Annotated in this window: 20 protein-coding genes; 11 read left to right on the top strand and 9 right to left on the bottom strand. The window is 68.8% G+C overall.

The window, feature by feature from the left end; genetic code table 11:
* Window positions 1-453 precede the first annotated feature (453 nt).
* Complete coding sequence (locus ABZY89_RS26060) at window positions 454-2,247, bottom strand: hypothetical protein (protein WP_355231903.1); 1,794 nt, start codon at window positions 2,245-2,247, stop codon at window positions 454-456.
* A 37-nt stretch (window positions 2,248-2,284) separates the two neighbouring features.
* Here ABZY89_RS26060 and nudC point away from each other — a divergent pair, with 37 nt between their 5' ends.
* Window positions 2,285-3,196: an NAD(+) diphosphatase gene (gene nudC, locus ABZY89_RS26055; RefSeq protein WP_355231901.1), complete on the top strand. Its 912-nt coding sequence runs from the start codon at window positions 2,285-2,287 to the stop codon at window positions 3,194-3,196.
* Between the two features lie 6 nt (window positions 3,197-3,202).
* Here nudC and ABZY89_RS26050 read toward each other — a convergent pair whose 3' ends face one another.
* Entirely contained in the window at window positions 3,203-3,448 is a 246-nt protein-coding gene (locus ABZY89_RS26050; protein WP_045551315.1) for a mycoredoxin, read from the bottom strand.
* A gap of 107 nt (window positions 3,449-3,555) precedes the next feature.
* Between ABZY89_RS26050 and ABZY89_RS26045 the strand changes: the two genes are divergently transcribed.
* From ABZY89_RS26045 to ABZY89_RS26030, 4 genes are all read left to right on the top strand, one after another.
* Window positions 3,556-5,610: an ATP-dependent DNA helicase UvrD2 gene (locus ABZY89_RS26045; protein WP_355231900.1), complete on the top strand. Its 2,055-nt coding sequence runs from the start codon at window positions 3,556-3,558 to the stop codon at window positions 5,608-5,610.
* Between the two features lie 138 nt (window positions 5,611-5,748).
* Window positions 5,749-5,964: a hypothetical protein gene (locus ABZY89_RS26040; RefSeq protein WP_355231898.1), complete on the top strand. Its 216-nt coding sequence runs from the start codon at window positions 5,749-5,751 to the stop codon at window positions 5,962-5,964.
* Between the two features lie 104 nt (window positions 5,965-6,068).
* Window positions 6,069-6,368 carry a WhiB family transcriptional regulator gene (locus ABZY89_RS26035; protein ID WP_355021597.1) on the top strand — a complete coding sequence of 100 codons (300 nt, stop codon included), beginning with the start codon at window positions 6,069-6,071 and terminating at the stop codon, window positions 6,366-6,368.
* A 117-nt stretch (window positions 6,369-6,485) separates the two neighbouring features.
* Window positions 6,486-6,680, top strand: a complete 195-nt coding sequence (locus tag ABZY89_RS26030) for a hypothetical protein (RefSeq protein WP_091051207.1) — start codon at window positions 6,486-6,488, stop codon at window positions 6,678-6,680.
* A gap of 271 nt (window positions 6,681-6,951) precedes the next feature.
* Here the strand turns inward: ABZY89_RS26030 and ABZY89_RS26025 are convergent, their stop codons facing one another.
* Complete coding sequence (locus tag ABZY89_RS26025) at window positions 6,952-8,598, bottom strand: GMC oxidoreductase (protein ID WP_355231896.1); 1,647 nt, start codon at window positions 8,596-8,598, stop codon at window positions 6,952-6,954.
* Window positions 8,599-8,725: 127 nt separating this feature from the next.
* Here ABZY89_RS26025 and ABZY89_RS26020 point away from each other — a divergent pair, with 127 nt between their 5' ends.
* The 3 genes from ABZY89_RS26020 (at window position 8,726) to ABZY89_RS26010 (ending at window position 10,549) form a co-directional block, all read left to right on the top strand.
* Window positions 8,726-9,826, top strand: a complete 1,101-nt coding sequence (locus ABZY89_RS26020) for a dihydrodipicolinate reductase (RefSeq protein ID WP_355231894.1) — start codon at window positions 8,726-8,728, stop codon at window positions 9,824-9,826.
* Window positions 9,823-10,305: a carboxymuconolactone decarboxylase family protein gene (locus ABZY89_RS26015; RefSeq protein ID WP_355231893.1), complete on the top strand. Its 483-nt coding sequence runs from the start codon at window positions 9,823-9,825 to the stop codon at window positions 10,303-10,305. The genes ABZY89_RS26020 and ABZY89_RS26015 overlap by 4 nt, the downstream gene beginning before the upstream one ends.
* Before the next feature lie 79 nt (window positions 10,306-10,384).
* A complete protein-coding gene (locus ABZY89_RS26010; protein WP_168381087.1) occupies window positions 10,385-10,549 on the top strand; it encodes a hypothetical protein in 165 nt (54 codons plus the stop codon).
* A gap of 9 nt (window positions 10,550-10,558) precedes the next feature.
* Here ABZY89_RS26010 and argS read toward each other — a convergent pair whose 3' ends face one another.
* The 3 genes from argS to ABZY89_RS25995 all read right to left on the bottom strand — a co-directional run bounded on the left by argS (window position 10,559) and on the right by ABZY89_RS25995 (window position 13,553).
* The gene (argS, locus tag ABZY89_RS26005; RefSeq protein WP_355231906.1) at window positions 10,559-12,256 is read right to left on the bottom strand and encodes an arginine--tRNA ligase; all 1,698 of its coding nucleotides are present in this window, start codon (window positions 12,254-12,256) and stop codon (window positions 10,559-10,561) included.
* A gap of 158 nt (window positions 12,257-12,414) precedes the next feature.
* Complete coding sequence (locus tag ABZY89_RS26000) at window positions 12,415-13,188, bottom strand: hypothetical protein (protein WP_355231891.1); 774 nt, start codon at window positions 13,186-13,188, stop codon at window positions 12,415-12,417.
* Between the two features lie 206 nt (window positions 13,189-13,394).
* Window positions 13,395-13,553 carry a DUF5679 domain-containing protein gene (locus ABZY89_RS25995; protein ID WP_091051197.1) on the bottom strand — a complete coding sequence of 53 codons (159 nt, stop codon included), beginning with the start codon at window positions 13,551-13,553 and terminating at the stop codon, window positions 13,395-13,397.
* A gap of 555 nt (window positions 13,554-14,108) precedes the next feature.
* On the opposite strand from ABZY89_RS25995, the gene ABZY89_RS25990 reads away from it, so the two are divergent.
* Window positions 14,109-15,134, top strand: coding sequence for a PHP domain-containing protein (locus tag ABZY89_RS25990; RefSeq protein WP_355231889.1), 1,026 nt, complete (start codon window positions 14,109-14,111; stop codon window positions 15,132-15,134).
* Between the two features lie 11 nt (window positions 15,135-15,145).
* The gene (locus tag ABZY89_RS25985; protein ID WP_350717389.1) at window positions 15,146-15,700 is read left to right on the top strand and encodes a M48 family metallopeptidase; all 555 of its coding nucleotides are present in this window, start codon (window positions 15,146-15,148) and stop codon (window positions 15,698-15,700) included.
* Here the strand turns inward: ABZY89_RS25985 and ABZY89_RS25980 are convergent.
* Entirely contained in the window at window positions 15,610-16,278 is a 669-nt protein-coding gene (locus tag ABZY89_RS25980) for a dihydrofolate reductase family protein (RefSeq protein WP_355231887.1), read from the bottom strand. The two genes, ABZY89_RS25985 and ABZY89_RS25980, sit on opposite strands and share 91 nt — an antisense overlap.
* 65 nt (window positions 16,279-16,343) lie before the next feature.
* On the opposite strand from ABZY89_RS25980, the gene ABZY89_RS25975 reads away from it, so the two are divergent.
* The gene (locus ABZY89_RS25975) at window positions 16,344-17,207 is read left to right on the top strand and encodes an AraC family transcriptional regulator (protein WP_355231885.1); all 864 of its coding nucleotides are present in this window, start codon (window positions 16,344-16,346) and stop codon (window positions 17,205-17,207) included.
* Here the strand turns inward: ABZY89_RS25975 and ABZY89_RS25970 are convergent.
* Window positions 17,204-17,743, bottom strand: coding sequence for an NUDIX hydrolase (locus tag ABZY89_RS25970; protein WP_355231883.1), 540 nt, complete (start codon window positions 17,741-17,743; stop codon window positions 17,204-17,206). The genes ABZY89_RS25975 and ABZY89_RS25970 overlap by 4 nt on opposite strands.
* Window positions 17,740-19,074 (bottom strand): zinc-dependent metalloprotease, encoded by a 1,335-nt coding sequence (locus tag ABZY89_RS25965; RefSeq protein WP_355231881.1) that lies wholly within the window; start codon window positions 19,072-19,074, stop codon window positions 17,740-17,742. Before ABZY89_RS25965 ends, ABZY89_RS25970 begins: the two co-directional genes overlap by 4 nt.
* Window positions 19,075-19,127: the final 53 nt, after the last annotated feature.

Below are 19,127 nucleotides of genomic sequence, written 5' to 3'. Positions count from 1 at the left end.
CTGGTGGCGGGGCGAACGAATTTTCGTTCGTCCGGGATCCGCTCCGGGACTCGCGCGGATAGGTGCCCACGGCGAGGCGAACGAAAATTCGTTCGCCTCAAGTTGCAGCCTCGACCGGGGTGGGGTTGGTGGGGTGAAAGAAATTTTTCTTTCACGCGGAGACCCCATGTCTGACGTAAGCGCGGAATGGTCAACTTCCGTGGGGCAGTGTGCCGTGGCCACACCCCGGCCGCCGCCCGGATAGCCAGCCAAATCATTTCTCGACGTGATCCGGTGTCAAGGATCGCCGCAGGCGACCGGCGAAGCCGGCGGCCGCAGGCCGTCCTTTACTCCGGGGCAGGTCGAGAAGACCCTCGAAGAACGGGTCGGCGGCCCAGCCCAGCCAGAGAAATCGGCCCCATCCAAACGCCAGACCAAGACCCCAACCGAATTCAAACGGCGAGCAGCCGAAAGCTACTTCACCGTCCGCGCAACCTCCGGCAACTCACCCGACTCACGCAACGAGTCGAGCAGATCGCCAGGAAGGATCCAGACGGTGGCATACGGGAACGGCCGCTCTCGCAGCATCACCGCTCCGGTGACGTACGCCGGCTCGCCGTCCGGGCAGGAAAAGACGATGTCGTCACCCCACTCCCACTCGCGCTCGACGATGGTGGGCAGCATCCACCACATCAGCCAGTTGCGCTCGGAGTTCATCGCCGAGGGGCGGCGGGGGCAGTTGTCGTCGTAGGCGACGACCGCGTCGGGGTGCTCGGCGAGGATCGAGCGCAGGTCGTCGACGACCGGGGTGGCGTGGTCGAAGCGGTCGTGGAACTCGTCGGAGGCCACGTCGGCGACGGCAGATCCGGCGGTGCCCACGACCAGGACGAGCGCGGTGACGACGACGGAGCGCACCCGGTCACCCAGCCGCGGGCTGAGCCGGGAGAGGGCCGCGAGGAGCGTCCAGATCGCCAGCGGCACCAGGGCGCACAGAGTCGCGATCAGCCAGAAGCGGTTGTCGTTGGTGAACGACGGGATCGGCCCCGGCTGCGGGAACTGCCCGTCCGGAAGCGCCCACCACCACGGGATCGCGCCGGGGATGTGCGCCGGGGTGGTGTAGGCCCAGGTGGGTGCGTCTGGGGCGACGACGAGGATGGTCACCAGCGAGATCCCGGCGACGATCACCCAGGTCCAGATGAGGACCGCACGGGAGCGTACGGCCTGGATCGCCGCGCACACCCCGGCCAGCACGAGGACCGCGAAGACCGGGTCGATGTAGCGCCCGTAGATCCAGTAGTCGAAGCGCCGCCACTCCATGGTGAACAGCGAGTACTCGTTGCCCCAGTTCAAGCAGCTGAGGACGTACATCGACCCGGCCGCGATCAGCACGAACCCGGCTGGCCCCACCTGTCGTGAGCGGAGCTCCTTCCAGAACAGTGCGGTCACCACGACGAGGCCGACGACCACGAGGCCGAAGCTGCCGATCATCTGGGTCCAGGCCTCGCCGGCGAAGGTGTCGACCCAGTACCGCGGGTTGGCCTGGGTGACCTTCTCGAAGAAGCCCTGCGCCTGGATGAACTTCCACGGCACCAGCTGCGCGTGGAACCAGAGCGCGGCCTTGTTGGCGATCACGGCCAGCACGCCGGTGGCGACCAGTCCGACGAGGGCGATCTGCCACCGGCGCACCAAAAAGAAGATCAACCACAGCGCGACCGCGGCGACGAAGACCTGCATCCGGGCATGGGAGAAGAGCGCGAGCCCGGTGAGCAGGCTGAGCAGGAGTACGCCGCGGTATGTCGGTTTCTCCCAGAGCTGGAACGCGACCAGGGTCGCCAGGACGACGAGCAGCGTGACCAGCCGCTCGGAGAGGATGTAGTCGGCCTGGATCGCGCGCGGCGGCAGGGCCATCACGATGGCGCCGGCGACCACACCCTGTGCCGGGGTGACCCCGCTGAGCCGCACCGCGACCCGGGCCAGCGGCCAGATCGTGACCATGCTGATCACCAGACCGACGACGATCGCCAGCTGGTAGAACGTGAAGACGTTGGACGTGACCAGCCACAACGGCGCAAGCAGCACGCCCCACCCGGGGTAGTAGCCGGGGGTGTTCAGCTGCGGCGAGTCGAGCCCGAGAACGGTCCGTCCATGGATGACGGTGCCGATCTCGTCGTACATGAACGAGAGGTTGGAACCCCAGGCGATGTAGACGTTGATCGCCAGAGCGACCACGACGGAGACGACAGCGGCGATACGCCAGAACCGATCCACGCGGCGGAACTTATACCCACCTCATAGGCTCTGAGGGGTGGACTCCCCGAAGCTGCCCATCCATCTGCGAATCATTCAGGATCCCCACGACCGCTCCGGCCATCTGCGCGCCGACGACGGCTGGGTCGACAAGGCTTGGTCTGACGAGACCACGAGGGTCCTCGTGGTCGCCGGCAACAGGGTCGAGCCGTCAGGCAGGACCGGGGTGAGGTGGCGTACGCCGGCGGATTCGCCGGAGGGGATCCGGCTGCTCCTCGGCGACACCGCCGACGGTGCCCGGTTCGCGGTGCTCACCGGTCGCGAGGAGGCCGACGAGACGTGGCGTGACCTGCGCGGGCTCTTCCCCGCGCTGCTCGCCGACACGACCGAGGCGAGCTTCCTGATGCACGCGATCGGCCTGGCCGAGTGGCACCGGGCGACCCGGTTCTGCTCCCGGTGCGGCGGCCGCCTCGAACCGCGCTCAGCCGGTCACGAGCTGGCCTGCGCGGAGGGACACGTGATCTTCCCGCGTACCGACCCGGCGGTGATCATGCTGGTGACGTCGGGGGAGCCAGGAAGCGACGAGGAGCGTTGCCTGCTCGGCAACCACACCCGCTGGCCCGCGCCCAACTTCTCCACCCTCGCCGGCTTCGTCGAACCGGGGGAGTCGCTCGAGGACGCGGTCCGTCGCGAGGTCGCCGAGGAGGTTGGCGTACGTGTCGGCCAGGTCGACTACTTCGGCAACCAGCCCTGGCCGCTGCCGGCCAGCCTGATGCTCGGCTTCTTCGCGCGCGCGGCGTCGACCGAGATCACGGTCGACGAGGACGAGATCCGCGAGGCGCGCTGGTTCACCCGCGCGGAGCTCGCCGCGGTCGCGGAGAGCGGTGAGATCAAGCTGCCCAGCGGCATCTCGATCAGCCGTTCGCTGGTCGAGGAGTGGTACGGCGGGGAGCTGCCCGGCTCGTGGTGACCGGCCTCAGACCAGCTCGGCGAGCTTCGCCTTGACCTGAGCGATCGACGGGTTGGTCATCGCGGTGCCGTCGGAGTAGACGAGGGTCGGGACGGTCTGGTTGCCGCCGTTGACCTGCTCGACGATCTGCGCGGCCTCCGGGACCTGCTCGATGTCGACCTCGTCGAAGGTGATGTCTTCACGGCCGAGCTGACCCTTGAGTCGCTGGCAGTATCCACACCAGGGTGTGGTGTACATCGTGAAGCTGCTCATCGGGGGCTCTCCTCATCAGAACTGTCGGTGCGAGCCAATAGTCTTGGCCTGCAAGGCATAACGTTCCCACCCCGAGGAGCCATTCCCAATTGAACCCTGCCCCGCCCATGACCCCCGAGTCCCTCCTCGCCGCCCTCGACCCCGAGCAACGCCGGGTGGCGGAGGCACTGCGGGGTCCGGTCCGGGTGCTGGCGGGTGCGGGGACCGGCAAGACGCGGGCGATCACCCACCGGATCGCCTACGGCGTCGCCACCGGCGTCTACGCGCCCCCGGAGGTGCTCGCGGTCACCTTCACCACCCGGGCGGCGGGGGAGATGCGGCAGCGGCTGAGGGCGATGGGCGCCGGCGCGGTCCAGGCGCGCACCTTCCACTCCGCAGCCCTGCGCCAGCTGCGGTTCTTCTGGCCGAAGGTCTACGGCACCGAGCTGCCCAACCTGACCGAGTCGAAGATCCCACTCATCCGCGCGGCCGCCCAGCGCCAGCGGATCAACGTCGACCAGGCCCAGGCGCGCGACCTGGCCTCGGAGATCGAGTGGTCGAAGGTCTCCAACATCCATCCCGACGACTACCCGAAGTCGGCCGAGGCGCGGGGCCGGGAGGTCGGCGGGCTGACGCCGGCGATGGTGGGACACATCTATGCGGCCTACGAGGACGTCAAGCGCACCCAGGCGCGCATGGACATGGAGGACGTACTGCTCCTGACCGCCGGCCTCCTGGAGCACGACGAGCGCGTCGCGGCGCAGGTCAGGCGACAGTACAAATGGTTCACCGTCGACGAGTTCCAGGACGTCTCGCCGCTGCAGTCGGCGCTGCTCGACCTGTGGCTGGGAGGGCGCAGCGAGCTCTGCGTCGTCGGCGACCCGGCGCAGACGATCTACACCTTCGCCGGCGCCGACGCCGCCTACCTGCGTGACTTCCCGAAGAAGCACCCCGGCGCCACCTCGGTCGAGCTGGTCCGCAACTACCGCTCCTCGCCGCAGGTCGTGAGGGCCGCCAACAAGGTCCTGGAAGGTACGCCGAGCGCCGGTGTCCAGCTGCAGGCGCAGCGCGACTCCGGGCCGGCCGTCGAGCACGTCGAGCAGCCCGACGAGGTCGCCGAGGCCGAGGGCGTCGCCGCCGAGATCCTGCGTCTGCACCAGTCCGGCAAGCCCTACAACGAGATGGCGATCCTGTTCCGGATCAACGCGCAGTCGGAGGCCTACGAGGACGCGCTCACCGCGCGCCGGATCCCGTACGTCCTGCGCGGCGCCGCCAGGTTCTTCGACCGGCCCGAGGTCCGCGAGGCGGTGACCCGGATCCGCGGTGCGGCGCGAGGCGGCCAGGGTGCCGTGATCGGTGACGAGCTGCTGGAGTCGGTCCACGGCATCCTCGCCGGGATGGGCTGGACCTCCGAGCCGCCCGAGGGGCGGGGACAGACCCGCGACCGCTGGGAGTCGTGGCAGGCGCTGATCGACCAGGCGCGCACCTTCTCCGCGGCCGGCGGCGACCTGGCAGGACTCGTCGCCGAGCTCGACCGCCGTGCGGCCGAACAGCACGCACCGGTCCCGTCGGGAGTGACCCTGGCGACCTTCCACGCCGCCAAGGGTCTGGAGTGGGACTCGGTGTTCCTGGTCGGCCTCCAGGACGGCACGATGCCGTTCATCCTCCGTGGCGAGGAGCCGACCCCGGCCGAGATCGAGGAGGAGCGGCGGCTGCTCTACGTCGGCCTCACTCGGGCGCGGGTGGACCTGACCCTGTCCTGGGCGCTGGCACGCCAGCCGGGCCAGGCCGCGCGGCGCAGGCCGTCGCGGTTCCTCGACCCGCTGCGACCGGCTCGGTCCTCCACGGCGCCGACCCGGCGCCCCGGCTCAGGCAAGGCGCGGATGTGCAACGCCTGCGGGGGGCCGCTCGGCTCGGCGGCCGAGAAGCGGATGGGCCGTCACGAGGGCTGCGACGCGCCTTACGACGAGGAGCTCTACGGCCGGCTGAAGCAGTGGCGCAAGGAGACCGCCGAGGCGATCCGCAAGCCAGCGTTCGTGGTCTTCACCGATGCGACCCTGGAGCAGATCGCCGAGCAGAAGCCGGGAACCCTCCAGGATCTGCAGCGCATCGCCGGCATCGGCCGCAGCAAGGTGGAGACGTACGGCTCGGAAGTCCTTGATGTGATCGCCGCGGACGCCTGAAAACCCTTCAAAGAAATTCCTCGAAATCAACCGGTTTAATCGTTTGCGGCCGACCTGCCCGGCCGGTTACTGTTCTTTCATCAAGTAAAGCCGCGCGCCGATGAGGCGCGCCCGACAGCCCCGAAGGAGGTGTCCCCAGTGAAGATCAACACGATCCAGACGCCGATCAATGGCATCGCCATGTCCGCGTGCGGCCACCCCGAGCTGTCCGGCCCGACCTGGGCCATCCCGGCTGCCGGTGCCTTTATGGGCGCCGGTTACGGCACGCGCGTCGAGGGACTCGTGTCCCCGCAGGCGGATGCCATCAAGGTCAAGTCCCACGGGATTCGAGCCTGGAGCTGTCCGACTACGTAGAACCACGTAGTCACAGCAGCCTCCAGGCCGCGGAACCCGAAACCCGGGATCCGCGGCCTTTCTGTTTCTCAAAACCCGCGATCAGTCACAAAGGAGGTGTACATATGACCAGCATTCTCGAGCCCGAGGTCACTCTCGGCGTTCTCCACGACCGCGCCAACCGCTACGACGAGGACCAGCTGCCCTGCCGGGTCAACAACCCGGAGCTGTGGTTCGCCGAGTCTCCCGCCGACGTCGAGTTCGCCAAGACGCTCTGCGCGACCTGCCCCGTGCAGCCGCTCTGCCTCGCCAGCGCTCTCGACCGGCGTGAGCCCTGGGGCGTCTGGGGCGGCCAGCTGCTCCTGCAGGGGAAGGTGATCCCCCGCAAGCGGCCCCGTGGCCGGCCCCGCAAGGACGCCGCCTGAACGACCGAGCACCTCAACACCAGCAGCCGTTTCAATGACGAAAGGCCAACAGCCATGAACCCGATCGTGATGACCATGGGCGCCGGAGCCCGCTGACCAGCAGGAGAACCAACAGACATGAACACCAACCGAGTACGGAGCACTCAGATGAACTTGCTTTACGAAGACCTGGCGCGCGCGCAAATGTCCGCGCGCCTGGGAGAGGCGCGTGAACTGCGGCGAGGCCATGCCCTCGTCAAGGCCGCTCGCCTGGGCCGCAAGGCCGAGCGAGCCGCCGTCCAGGCGAAGCTGGCTCTAGCCCGCGCGCTCTAAGAGGTCGCGCGGGCAGGGCAGCCTGCTGCGCACCGCCCCAGCACGCACCCAGCGGCGTTGTCGTCGGTCGACGGCCAACACCGGGCCGCCTCCCTCCTCCGCCTTGCTGGGCACGCACTGGGACGGCGCTCGCGACGGCCGCCCCGCCCGCGCGACCTCTAAGTCCCCCATGGGACCCCAGACCTCACCCCTCTGATCGCGGGTGCGGAAGATGACCGGCCAGTCCGAGAAACCCTCGGACTGGCCGGTCCTATGTTTTGCCCTGATCAGATCAGAGGTCGGTGGCGATGATCCTCTCGATGTTCCGCTCCGCGAGGGCGGTGATCGTGACGAACGGGTTGACGCTCGTGTTGCCCGGAATGAGCGAGCCGTCGATGACGTAGAGACCGTTGTAACCGTGCAGCCGGCCGTAGTTGTCGGTCGCCTTGTTCAGGACGGCGCCGCCCAGGGGGTGGTAGGTCAGGTGGTCGCCCCAGATCTTGTTGGTGCCGAAGAGGTCGGTCCGGTAGATCGTTCCTTCGGTCCTGTTGATCTTGTCGAAGATGGTCTTCGCCATCGTGATCGAGTCCTGCTTCCACGCGGTCTGCCAGGACAGGTCGACCTTGCCCGTGGCCGAGTTGTAGCTGAATGCCGCCCGGCGCTGGGTCTTGGTGATCGCGAGATAGAAGGACGCGAACGTCTCGAGACCAGCAGGCAGTGGCGCGACCTCGGCGAAGGCGCCGCCGGCGTCCCAGTTGTCGATGCCGGAGCACGGGATCGTCGACTGTACGTCACCGGTCGGGTCCCACATGTGGTTCGCCCGCCCGACCATCACGTTGCCGTTGTCGCCCCATCCCTGGCCGACGTCGCTGTTCAGTGCGGGCAGCGCGCCGGTTGCCTTCAGCTTCACCAGCAGCTTGCTCGTACCGACGCTGCCGGCCGCGAAGAACACCTTGCCCGCGTTGACCGTCTTCGTCGCCACCACGTCGCCGGCGGTGTTGATCTGTTCCAGGACGACGTCATATCCACCGGCTGCCGCAGGCCGGACGGACGTGGCCCGGTGCAGAGAAGAGATGGTGACCTTCCCGGTGGCGGCGGCCTGGGCGAGGTACGTCTTCGGCAGCGTCTTCTTGCCGTGGTTGTTTCCGTAGATGACCTCCTGGGCCAGCGCCGACTTCGGGACGCTGCCGTTGTCCTCGGCCACCATGTAGTTCCAGTCGTACACGTCCGGGACGAACGTCCACGCGAAGCCCGAGCGCTGGGCGTGCTTCCGGCCGACGCGGGAGTACTGGTAGTAGGAGGTCCGCTCGAACCAGTCGGGGTCGACCGACCCGACGCCGAGGGCGGCATTGGCCCGCGGGTAGTAGGTGGAATACATCTCCGCGGCATCCACCGAGGGGAGGACGGCTCCGAAGTTCTCCCGCTTCGGCGTGACGGCCATGCCTCCGTTGACGAGCGAGCCGCCGCCGACGCCGCGTCCCTGGTAGACGGAGATGCCGGCGAAGTCCTCGGCGTCCAGGATGCCGGCATGCTTGGTGATGTTCGTGTCGATGGGGAACCCGAGGAAGTTGCTGAGCGGCTGCTTGGTTCGGGTGCGCATCCAGAAGGCGCGGTGATCTGGGCTGGTGATCTTCGGATGGATCTTGCCGTCGGACCCGGGGGCCACTGTGGCCCAGTCCTGGCCCATCTCGACCATGTGGACGTTGATGCCGGCCTGGGCCAGCCTCAGGGCCGCGACCGAGCCGCCGTAGCCGGTGCCGATGACCAGCACCGGGACCTGCGCGCCGTTGCCGATCGACGACGCCGCCGCTGATGCCCAGGTCGGGCTGGCTCCGAATGCTCCTCCCAGCATCCCGACACCAGCCAGTGAGCCCGCGCCGAGCACGAACCCTCGGCGTGACAGGCCACGCGACCTGTCCTCTCGTGGTGTGTTGCTCAAGATGACCTCCCTTTTCATCACTGATTGCTAGAACATGTTCTAGTATGCCGGTGGGGGTGTCACAGGTTCGCAACATTCACGCAATCCGGCAGAGCAAACCAACAGGGCAACCGGCAAGGGAGATCGCATGGTCAGCGCATGCGTTTGGGGCACGGGAAACATCGGTCGACTCGCGATCCGCGCGGTCGACGCACATCCACGACTCGAGCTGACGAGCGTGCTCGTCCACGACCCCGAGAAGGTCGGCCGGGACGCGGGCGACCTCGCGGAGCTCGGCCGTGATCTCGGTGTCGCCGCCACCGACGACATCGAGTCTGTGCTCGCGACACGTCCGCAGGCGGTGGTGTACGCCGCATCGGGCGACATCCGTCCGGACGAGGCTCTCGCCGACATCGTGCGAGCGCTCGGAACCGGGGCCGTGGTGGTCACGCCAGCCCTCTACGCGCTCTACGACCAGCGCAACGCTCCGCCGGAGATGCGCGAGCCGGTGCTGGCCGCGATCGCCGAGGGCGGCGGGTCCCTCTTCGTCTCCGGTGTCGACCCCGGGTGGGGCAACGACGTACTGCCGCTGCTGGTCAGCGGCCTGGGCAGCACCGTGGACGTCGTCCGGTGCCAGGAGATCTTCGACTACTCCACCTACGACCAGCCCGACTCCGTCCGCTATCTCGTCGGGATGGGTCAGCCGATGGACTACGACGCCCCGATGCTCGCGGAGACAGTCCCGACGATGGTGTGGGGCGGCCAGGTCAGGCTGTTGGCCCGGGGCCTCGAGGTCGAGCTCGACGAGATCCGGGAGACCGTCGAGCGGCTGCCGCTGGACGAGACCGTGACCACCGCGTCGATGGGTGAGTTCGAGAAGGGCACCCAGGGTGCGGTGCGCTTCGAGGTCCAGGGGATCGTCGCAGGGGAGCCGCTCATCGTCGTCGAGCACGTCACCCGCATCCATCGCTCCTGTGCCCCGCACTGGCCGACGCCACCCGACGGCGACGGCGCCCACCGGGTGATCATCGAGGGGGATCCGCGCATCGAGGTGACGGTCGAGGCGACCGACAAGGCCGGCAACCGGGCGGCGGGCGGCAACGCCACCGCGGTCGGACGGCTCGTCGGCGCGATCGAGTGGCTCGTCGACTCGGCCCCCGGCCTCTACGACGCGCTCGACGTACCGCTGCTTCCGGCGACCGGCAAGCTCGGCGCGGCCAAGGCCGCCCAGGAAGGTGTGACCGCATGATCGTCGACGTCCCCGACGGGCGGGATCCGATCGAGTACGTCTGGGGTGAGATGGTCCCCGGCATCGGCCCGGCTGCAGCCGGCCTCTCGCTCGCGGTCTACGAGCACACCACGCTCGGGCTCCGCGAGTTCGAGGCCGCCCGGTTGCGGATCGCGCAGATCAACGGCTGCGTGTTCTGCCTCGACTGGCGCACCGAACGAGACGGGGAGAAGGTCGAAGAGTCGTTCACTGAGGCGGTCGAGCAGTGGCGTACGACCGACGCCTTCGACGACCGCACCCGGCTCGCCGCCGAGTTCGCCGAGCGCTACGCGATCGACCATCACGGCATCGACCAGGACTTCTGGGACCGAATGTCGGCCCACTACACCGATGCCGAGATCGTCGAGCTGAGCATGTGCCTCGGATCGTGGCTGGCGTTCGGCCGTCTCAACCACGTTCTGGGCCTCGACACCGCCTGTGTCCTGCCTTCCCGGAGGTAACACGGCGCTGACATTCAGGTGATGCAGAATTTCGGTGTTGCACCCTCTGAACCGCAGGATTTCGACCTATCGTTGAGCCATGAAGACCTGCGATTTCTGCGGATGCTACGAGGCCGACCCCAACCGCCTCCTCGCGTGGACCACCGCGGTTGAGCGTGGGCGTTCGAAGTCGTTCTGCGAGGCCTGCTCGCGACGTCACGTGCGCTCCATGGAAGCCAAGCTCGACTCCGACTGGTGGGCCTGAGCACCACGCTCACATCCTCTGCGGCGCCTCGATCCCGAGGAGCCTGAGTCCCTCTGACAGCACTCGCCGGGTCGCCTCGCACAATGCGAGCCGGGTCTGCCTGACCTCACCCTCCGCCTTGAGCACCGGACAGTTCTCGTAGAACGCCGTCAGGGCGGTCGCCAGGCCATAGAGGTACGCGGTCAGGTGATGCGGCTCCAAGGTGTCGGCGACCTTGGCGACCACCGGGGCGAAGCCGGTCAGCTCCAGCGCCAGCCGCTGCTCGGCCGGGTGGGACAGGGTGCCGATGACGTACGTCTGGTGCGGAGCCTGCGCAAGGATGCTGCACACCCGGGCATGGGCGTACTGCAGATAGGGGCCGGTCTCGCCGGTGGTGGCCGACATCCGGGCGAGGTCGAAGACGTAGTCGCGGGCGAGGTTGTTGGAGAGGTCGGCGTACTTCACCGCGGCATTGGCCACGGCGCGTACGACCTCAGGGCCGGCATAGCTGGCCGCGGCGGTCTCCTCGGCGGCGTCCAGCAGCGCGGTCAGCGAGACCGTTTCTCCCGAGCGGGTCTTGAACGGCCGGCCGTCCGGGCCGAGCACGGTGCCGAAGCCGATGTGCTGGACCTCCACCGAGTCGGGCAGCCAGCCGGCGGCGCGGGCGACGGCGAAGACCATCTCGAAGTGCTGGCTCTGCCGGTGGTCGACGATGTAGACGACCCGGTCCACAGCCAGGTCGTCGACCCGGTGCCGGATCGTGGCGAGGTCGGTGGCGGCGTACCCGAACCCACCGTCGGCCTTCCGCACGATCAGCGGCAGCGGGGCACCGTCGCGGCCGGTGAAGCCGTCGGGGTAGACGACCTGGGCGCCGGCCGAATCGGTCAGCAGACCCGATGCCCGAAGGTCGTCGACGACGCCCGGAAGCTGCGGGTTGTAGCGGCTCTCGCCGTCGAAGTCGTCATCGGTCAGGAGTACGCCGAGCCGGCTGTAGGTGGCCTCGAACTCGGCCATCGAGGCGTCGACGAGCGCCTGCCAGAGCGCGAGGGTGGTCGGCTCGCCGGACTGGAGCGCGACCACCCGCTGCCGGGCGGAGCCGGCGAAGCCCGGATCGTCGTCGAAGCGCGCCTTGGCCCGCTGGTAGAGCGCGAGCAGCTCGGTCATGTCCAGGTCGGCGACGGTCGCCGGGTCGGTGAGACCCTCGCCGAGCAGCTCCTCGACCAGCATGCCGAACTGAGTGCCCCAGTCGCCGAGGTGGTTCTGCCGCACGACCTCGTGGCCGGCGTAGGCCAGCACCCTGGCCAGGGAGTCGCCGATGACGGTGGAGCGCAGGTGGCCGACGTGCATCGGCTTGGCGACGTTGGGGGAGGAGTAGTCGACGACGACCCGCTTCGGGCTCTCCGGGGCGGGTACGCCCAGGTGTGGGTCGGTCAGCAGGTCGCCGACGACCGCGCCGAGCACGGCCGGGGACCAGGTGATGTTGAGGAACCCGGCGCCGGCCAAGTCGAGGGTGCCGAGGCGATGTATCGAGCTTGTCGAGATGGCGCCCAGATCGATGGCGTCGATGAGGCGGGCGCCGATCTCCCGCGGCGGCAGGCCGAGCGGCCCGGCCAGCCGCAGCGGCAGGTTGGACTGGAGGTGGCCGAACTCGGGCCGGGTGGCCGGCCGCAGCTCGGGATCGATACCGGCGTAGGCGTCGCCGAAGCAGGCGACGACGGCGTCCTGCAGGTATGCGGACAGGGCAAGAGTGTGCTCGTGCACGAGAGTGGTCCTAGGAGGTGAAGAGGGCAGGCTGACGCGAGGGCGGGGTCAGAGACCCATGCCTCGTCGTCGCAGCGCGCTCTTCGTGACCATGTCCGCAAGGGTGCCGGAGGCGTCGGCGCAGGTCAAGCCGGTTCGCCCGCCCCCGTTCCGGCCGAGGCGATCAGGTCCCAGGCGCAGCCGCAGTAGGGATGCCGCAGCCAGGGCCGGACGGTGGGTGTGTCGTCACGGGTGAGGACCACCGACGCCGACCATGAGGCCGGGGTGCGCCCGGCGAGGTAGGTGCGGCCGTCGCGTACGGCCCAGGAGAGCGCGAGGGACTGCAGCAGCGCGTCGCTCGGCACCTCGTTGCCGACGAGCTGGCTCACGACCACCGCCCTCCGCTCGTCCTCCTCGGCGAGCGTCGCGTCGACGCAGCGTAGGCATGCGGTGACCCCGGGTACGACCAGCGGGCCCACCGTCCAGGTGTCGGGTCCGCTCTCGACGACGAGGTGTGCCCGGCCCTCGCGCACCAGCTCGTCTGCTCGTTCGCGGTCGAGCGGTCCCTCGGAGAGGAGCACGACGATGTCCGGGATGCTCGGCGTTGCCTGCGCCGGTCCGATCAGCGCCCGTGCCGCCGAGAGCAGGGCGGGCGGACCGTCGAAGCCCATGCGTGGTGGCGGCTCGCCGCCGTCGGCGTCCATCAGCAGGCCCGCGTTGCCCAGTTGCTGCATCGCGTGCCGCCCGGGCAGGTGGTCGGGCTCGACAGCCCGGCCGGCGGCGAGGTCGGTCAGCAGGCGGCGTACCTCCACGCCGTCCTGCACGATCGCCCGCCGTGGCGGGTCGATGCCGATCTGGAGTCGGGTCTCATCACGTCGTACGGCCACATACCCCGGCCGAATCCGGTAGCGCGTGCTCATGCCGGGGAGTCTCACATTGCGCCGGATTTCCTGCAGCAGCAATCCACAGAGCCTGTGGATAACCTGCCGAGGCGTCACCTGCGTCGGCCGAGTTGGCACTCCGGTGACGTTTCGGCCGACGGGGCCGACGCTTCGGCAAAACGTGGCAGCGGCGCCGCCGGACATGCCGGGGACGCCGCCGCGTGGGCTCAGGATGAACTGAGTGGTCAGGCCTTACCGAGGATGCGGTTGAGGTTGGTGCTGCAGACGGGGCAGACGGCCTTGGCCATCTTGGTGCCCTTGTCGTTCACCCGGATCTCACCGGTCGCCTCGCGCTTCTCCTTGCACTTCACGCAGTAGAACTCGCCGCTCCAGGTCTCCGCCATGACGGCCTCCTTGCCTATATGTAACTGGTCGTCGCGACGGGGTTGTCAGGGAAGCCCGTCGGAAGCTCGTCATGACGAGCCAAACTCGACCCTACGACACGCGGCGCTTCCTGCGGCAACACGGGCTATCAAGCGAGTGTCGGCGTGTTGGCGTCATACCGGGGGATTCGGGGCTTTCGAGGACGCATCGAAGGTCTGTCGAAGGCGCTCGCCAAGGTCGCGGGGGCCACCTAGAACTGGAGGGACCCCCGGTGCCTGGATCGTCCTTCGCCTTCCCCTTGCGAAGGCCGTCCGGCGGCGCCGGGGGTCCCACTGACAACGAACTTAAAGAGGATGTGGGAGCGCGTCAACGTCCCACTCCGCGTTGCTTGTGGACAAGATGTGGACAACCCCGCTTTGCTTGGGGACAGCCGGTGGAAGACAAGCGCTTTCCTGTGAGTAACCAAGTGACCGGAAGGAAAATATTCGGTTGAATCAGGACCTTGACCTGGGAAAAGCATTCTCCACCGGTTATGAAGGCAAAAATAGTTGGAGGAAGATTTGGTAGGCGAGCCGTTGTCCCCCGTCGCAGCCCTGCGTCGGATCGCATTCCTGCTCGAGCGCGGGCGCGAGGACACGTACAAGGTGAAGGCGTTCCGTGCCGCGGCGGCGGCGATCCTGCCGCTCTCCGAGGAGGACGTACGCCGACGGGCGGCCGAGGGCACGCTGACCGAGCTGAGCGGTGTCGGGGCGAGCACGGCCAAGGTCATCACCGAGGCCGCGCGCGGTGAGATCCCGCAGCGGCTGCAGGAGACCGAGCGCGTCCACGGTGGTTCGCTGACCGCTGCCGGAGCGGGGGAGAAGCTGCGGAGCAGTCTCCGCGGCGACCTGCACAGCCACTCCGACTGGTCCGACGGCGGGTCGCCGATCGAGGAGATGGCGTTCACCGCGATCGAGCTGGGCCATGAGTACCTCGTGCTCACCGACCACAGCCCGCGGCTGACGATCGCCAACGGTCTCAGCGCCGCCCGCCTGGAGCGCCAGCTCGGCGTCGTGGATGCGGTCAACGACCACCTCGCGGGACACGGGTTCACACTGCTGAAGGGGATCGAGGTCGACATCCTCGACGACGGCAGCCTCGACCAGAGCGACGAGATGCTCGCCAAGCTCCAGCTGCGGGTCGCCAGCGTCCACTCCAAGCTCAAGATGGAGAAGGAGCAGATGACGAAGCGGATGGTCGCGGCGGTCTCCACGACCCGCATGAACGTGCTCGGTCACTGCACCGGGAGGCTGGTCACCGGAAACCGCGGCACCCGGCCCGGCAGCCAGTTCGACGCCCGCCAGGTCTTCGAGGCGTGCGCCGAGCACGGGGTCGCGGTCGAGATCAACTCCCGGCCCGAGCGCAGAGACCCGCCGACCAAGCTCCTCGAGCTCGCCCGCGACGCCGGTTGCCTCTTCTCAATCGACTCGGACGCACACGCTCCGGGGCAGCTCGACTTCCTCGTCCTGGGATGTGAACGAGCCGAAATGGCGGGTATCGAAGAGGAACGGATCATCAACACCTGGCCTCGGGATCGCCTGCTGGCCTGGGCGAACAGGTAGTTTCTTGACCTATGGACGGCCCGGAGATCGAGGTGCGACGCAGCAAGCGGCGTCGGCGTACGGTCTCCGCCTACCGTGACGGCGACCGCATCATCGTGATGATCCCGGCCGCGATGTCTCAGCGCGAGGAGGCCGAGTGGGTCGAGCAGATGGTCGCCCGCCTGGAGAAGGCCGAACGGCGTCGCAAGCCGAGCGACGATGATCTGATGCGGCGATCGGCCGCGCTGAGCGACCAGTACTTCGGCGGCCTGGCCAAGCCCGACTCCGTGCGCTGGGTCGACAACCAGAACAGCCGCTGGGGCTCGTGCACCCCCGGCGACCGCTCGATCCGGCTCAGCGATCGGCTCCGCGGCATGCCGAGCTGGGTCGTCGACTACGTCCTCGTCCACGAGCTCGCCCACCTCTTCGAGGCCAAGCACAACGAGGCGTTCTGGGCGTGGGTCGACCGCTATCCCCAGGCCGAGCGTGCCAAGGGCTACCTGGCCGGCTGGTCCGCAGCCGCCAAGCTCCCCGCCCCTCCGGGTGAGGAGGACGACGATGTCGAAGGGGCCGAAGAGATCGACTGACCCACGGCGTAGGTGAGCGCGACCGTGCCGAGACTCGTCGAGGCGATGTCCTCGAGCCGGAGCGAGCACGGCGACGGCAGGTCGCCGAAGAGTCGCTTGCCGGTGCCGAGCAGCAACGGATGCACGAACAGCCGCAGCTCGTCGACGAGCCCGGCGCTCATCAGCTGACGGACGAGGTCACCGCTCCCGAGCGCGACGATGGTCCCCTGCCCCTCTGTCTTGAGGCCGGCGACCGCCTCGACGACGTCTCCTTCGAGCACGCTCGCCCCGCTCCAGGCCAGGTCGTCGAGCGTGCGGGTCGCGACGTGCTTCGGGGCGGAGTTGAGGCTCGCCGCCATCGGGTTCGTGTCGGGCTGGGTCGGCCAGAACTCCGCCATCTTCTGGTAGGTCCGCCGTCCCATGACGTACGCCGAGGTCTGGGCGCCGATGTCGGGGGAGAGGACCTCCCCGAGCGCCGCGCCGTACGGTGCGCCCCACCCGCCGTGCTCGAAGCCACCCTCCCGGTCCTCGTCGGGTGAGCCCAGTCCCTGCATGACTCCGTCGACGCTCAAGAACTCCACGATCGCCAGTTTTCGCATGACGACAGCCTGCGCCCTGCTTGAATCGGCTGGCTTGAACGAAATCGACCGGCGATCATCGATACATGACGGGCGTGACCGAGGTCGTACGACTGCCCACCCACCCTGGGCTGCAGGGTCTGGTGGCGGGCATCGTGGGTTTCCGCGAGCAGTCGGCCGTGCCGCTCGAGCGGCGCCAGCCCGCGGGGACCCTGCTGCCGCTGGTCCTCTCGTTCGGAGACCCGTTCGAGATCGTCGAGGTCGCCGCGGGGGAGGGCGCCGGGGCGTACGGATCGTTCCTCTCCGGCTTCATGCCCGGGCCGGTCTCGACCCGGTCGGGGCGTAGCCATGCGTGCGTGCAGGTCTATCTGACGCCGCTCGGTGTCTCCCGGCTGCTCGGTGTCCCGGGGCAGGAGGTGGCCGGCAGGGTGATCGCGGTCGAGGATCTGATCCCCCAGTTCGGGGCGTCCTTCTCGGAGCGGCTCGCAGAGGCCGGCACCTGGCGACCGAGGCTCGACCTGGTCCAGTCCGCGCTGCTGACACGGGCCGGTGGTCCGGCCGGCGATCCGGCCGACCCGCTGGTGTCGTGGCTGTGGGACCGGATCACCGAGTCCGGAGGGCAGGTGCGTATCCGGGACCTCGTGGCTGAGACCGGATGGAGCCACCGGTACGTCACGACCTGCTTCCGGCGCGCGGTCGGGCTCACCCCGAAGGCAGCTGCCGGTGTCGTACGTTTCGAGCGCGCCGCCGCCGACATCTCGACAAGCTCGATACATCGCCTCGGCACGCTGCCGGTCGCCGAGGTCGCCGCCCGTCACGGCTACGCCGACCAGAGCCATCTGACCCGCGACGTCGTCAGGTACGCCGGTGAAACGCCCGCCGCGCTCGCTGTCAGCCGCCGTCCGACCGCCCACACGGCGCTCGGCACGACCCCCGGAGGTCCGCGCTAGAGGCGAGCCTGGGCGAGCTTGATGAGCTCGATCATCTCCGGCTCGGGGTCGGGGATGCCGTCGACCGGCCACCAACGTACGTCCAGCGACTCCGCGCTCACCGCCGGAACCGCACCGGAGGGAGCGACGGCCATGAAGCGTACGTCGAGGTGGTGGACGTCCCCGGACGGAGCGCAGAAGGGGACCGGGTGCTCGGAGAGCTGCACCAGCCCGGGCAGCGGAACCAGGTCGGGCACCCCGGACTCCTCACGCAGCTCGCGGGCGGCGGCCGCCCACAGGGTCGCGTCGTCCTGCTCGAGATGGCCACCGAACTGGAACCAGCGCCGTGCCTTGCGGTGATGGGTCAGCAGCACCGCGGAACCGTCGTCGGAGAGCACCACGCACGAGGCCGTCAGGTGGTCGGGGACGCACGACTTGAAGACCCCGGCGGGCTCGGCCTCGAGATGGGAGACGTAGCGCTGCCGCAGGGTCTCCTGCGGAGACGACGGCGCCTCCCACGCCCGCAGGTTCGCGAGCGCGTCAGCGTGCAGGCTCACTCGTCAGCGTCTCCGCCGAGCAGCTTCTTGAGCTCCGCGTCGAAGTCGATCGAGTCGACATCGGGAGCCTCGGCGCCCTCACGGAAGCCGAGCGGGTCGTCGAGGTCGGCCGAGGTGGGCAGCAGCGCCGGGGACATCCAGACGCCGTCGCGCGCCTCGATGCCCTGCCGGGTGCGCAGCGAGCCCCACAGCGCGGCCGCGTCCCGCAGCCGTCGTGGCCGGAGCTCGAGGCCGACCAGGGTCGCGAAGGTCTGCTCGGCCGGACCGCCGGCAGCCCGGCGGCGGCGTACGGCCTCCTGCAGCTGCGCCGCGACCGGCATCCTCTCGGCAGTGGCCAGGGCGACGACCTCGTCGACCCAGCCCTCCACGAGCGCCAGTACGATCTCGATCCGCTCCAGCGCCGCCTTCTGCGCGGGCGAGTCCGGCACCTCGAACATGCCTTCCTCGAACATGTTCTGCAGCTGGGACGGGTCCTGCATCGAGGAGAGGTCCAAGCCGCGCATCTGCTCCTCGATGCGCTGCTGCATGGCCTCCATGTTGAGCTCGACGCCGCGCGCGTAGTCCGTCACGGCCGAGACCACGTGATCACGCAGCCACGGCACGCCGGCGAAGAGCCGCTGGTGGGCGGCCTCGCGCAGGGCCAGGAAGAGCAGCACGTCGTCGGTGCTGACGCCCAGGCCCTCGGCGAAGGGCTCGACGTTGACCGGCAGCAGCGCGGCCTGACCGGGCTCGGTCAGCGGGATGCCGATGTCGGAGACGGAGATGACCTCGCCGGCGAGGTGACCGAGGCCGGTGCCGGCCTGGTTCGCGTACAACGCGCCCATCGCCTTGCCGACGAACCCGATCATCGGGCCCATCTGGGCCTTCATGTCCTCGGGGAGCTGGCCGCTCATGGCGGCCGCGGTCGAGGCCGCGACCGGCTCGATCAGCGGCTTCCACGCATCCAGGGTGTTGACCAACCACTCGGCCTTCGACCAGGCGGTGGCGGACTTCACGCCGGAGGGGAACGACGTGGTCTCCTCCAACCAGTGGTCGGCCAGCTGGATCGCATCGGCGACCGCGTCCTTCTGCTTCTGCGAAGGCGTCGGGTCGGGCGTGGACGCGGCGACCTTGCGGGCGAGGTCCATCGCGACGTCCCAGTTCAGCGGGCCGTCATAGGGCTGTAGCAGCGACTGGATCTGACCGAAGATCTGGCTCAGGTCAGGCATGCCGCCGGGGCCTCCGCCGACGCCGCCGATGGGGAAACCACCGAAGAACGCTTCAAAGGGCGTGCCCTTGAAGGGGTTCTCCGGCTCCTCCGGCTCGTCGGGGCCACCTGGGGTCTGACTCATATGTCCAGCCTACGCGGTTACGGAAGCCCGCTGTCAGCAAGGACTAGGCTGTT

The organism is Nocardioides sp. NPDC006303 (assembly GCF_040613175.1).
Lineage (GTDB): Bacteria > Actinomycetota > Actinomycetes > Propionibacteriales > Nocardioidaceae > Nocardioides.
The sequence above is the reverse complement of the archived record's forward strand: the minus strand, read 5'-3'. Positions and strand labels throughout refer to the sequence as shown.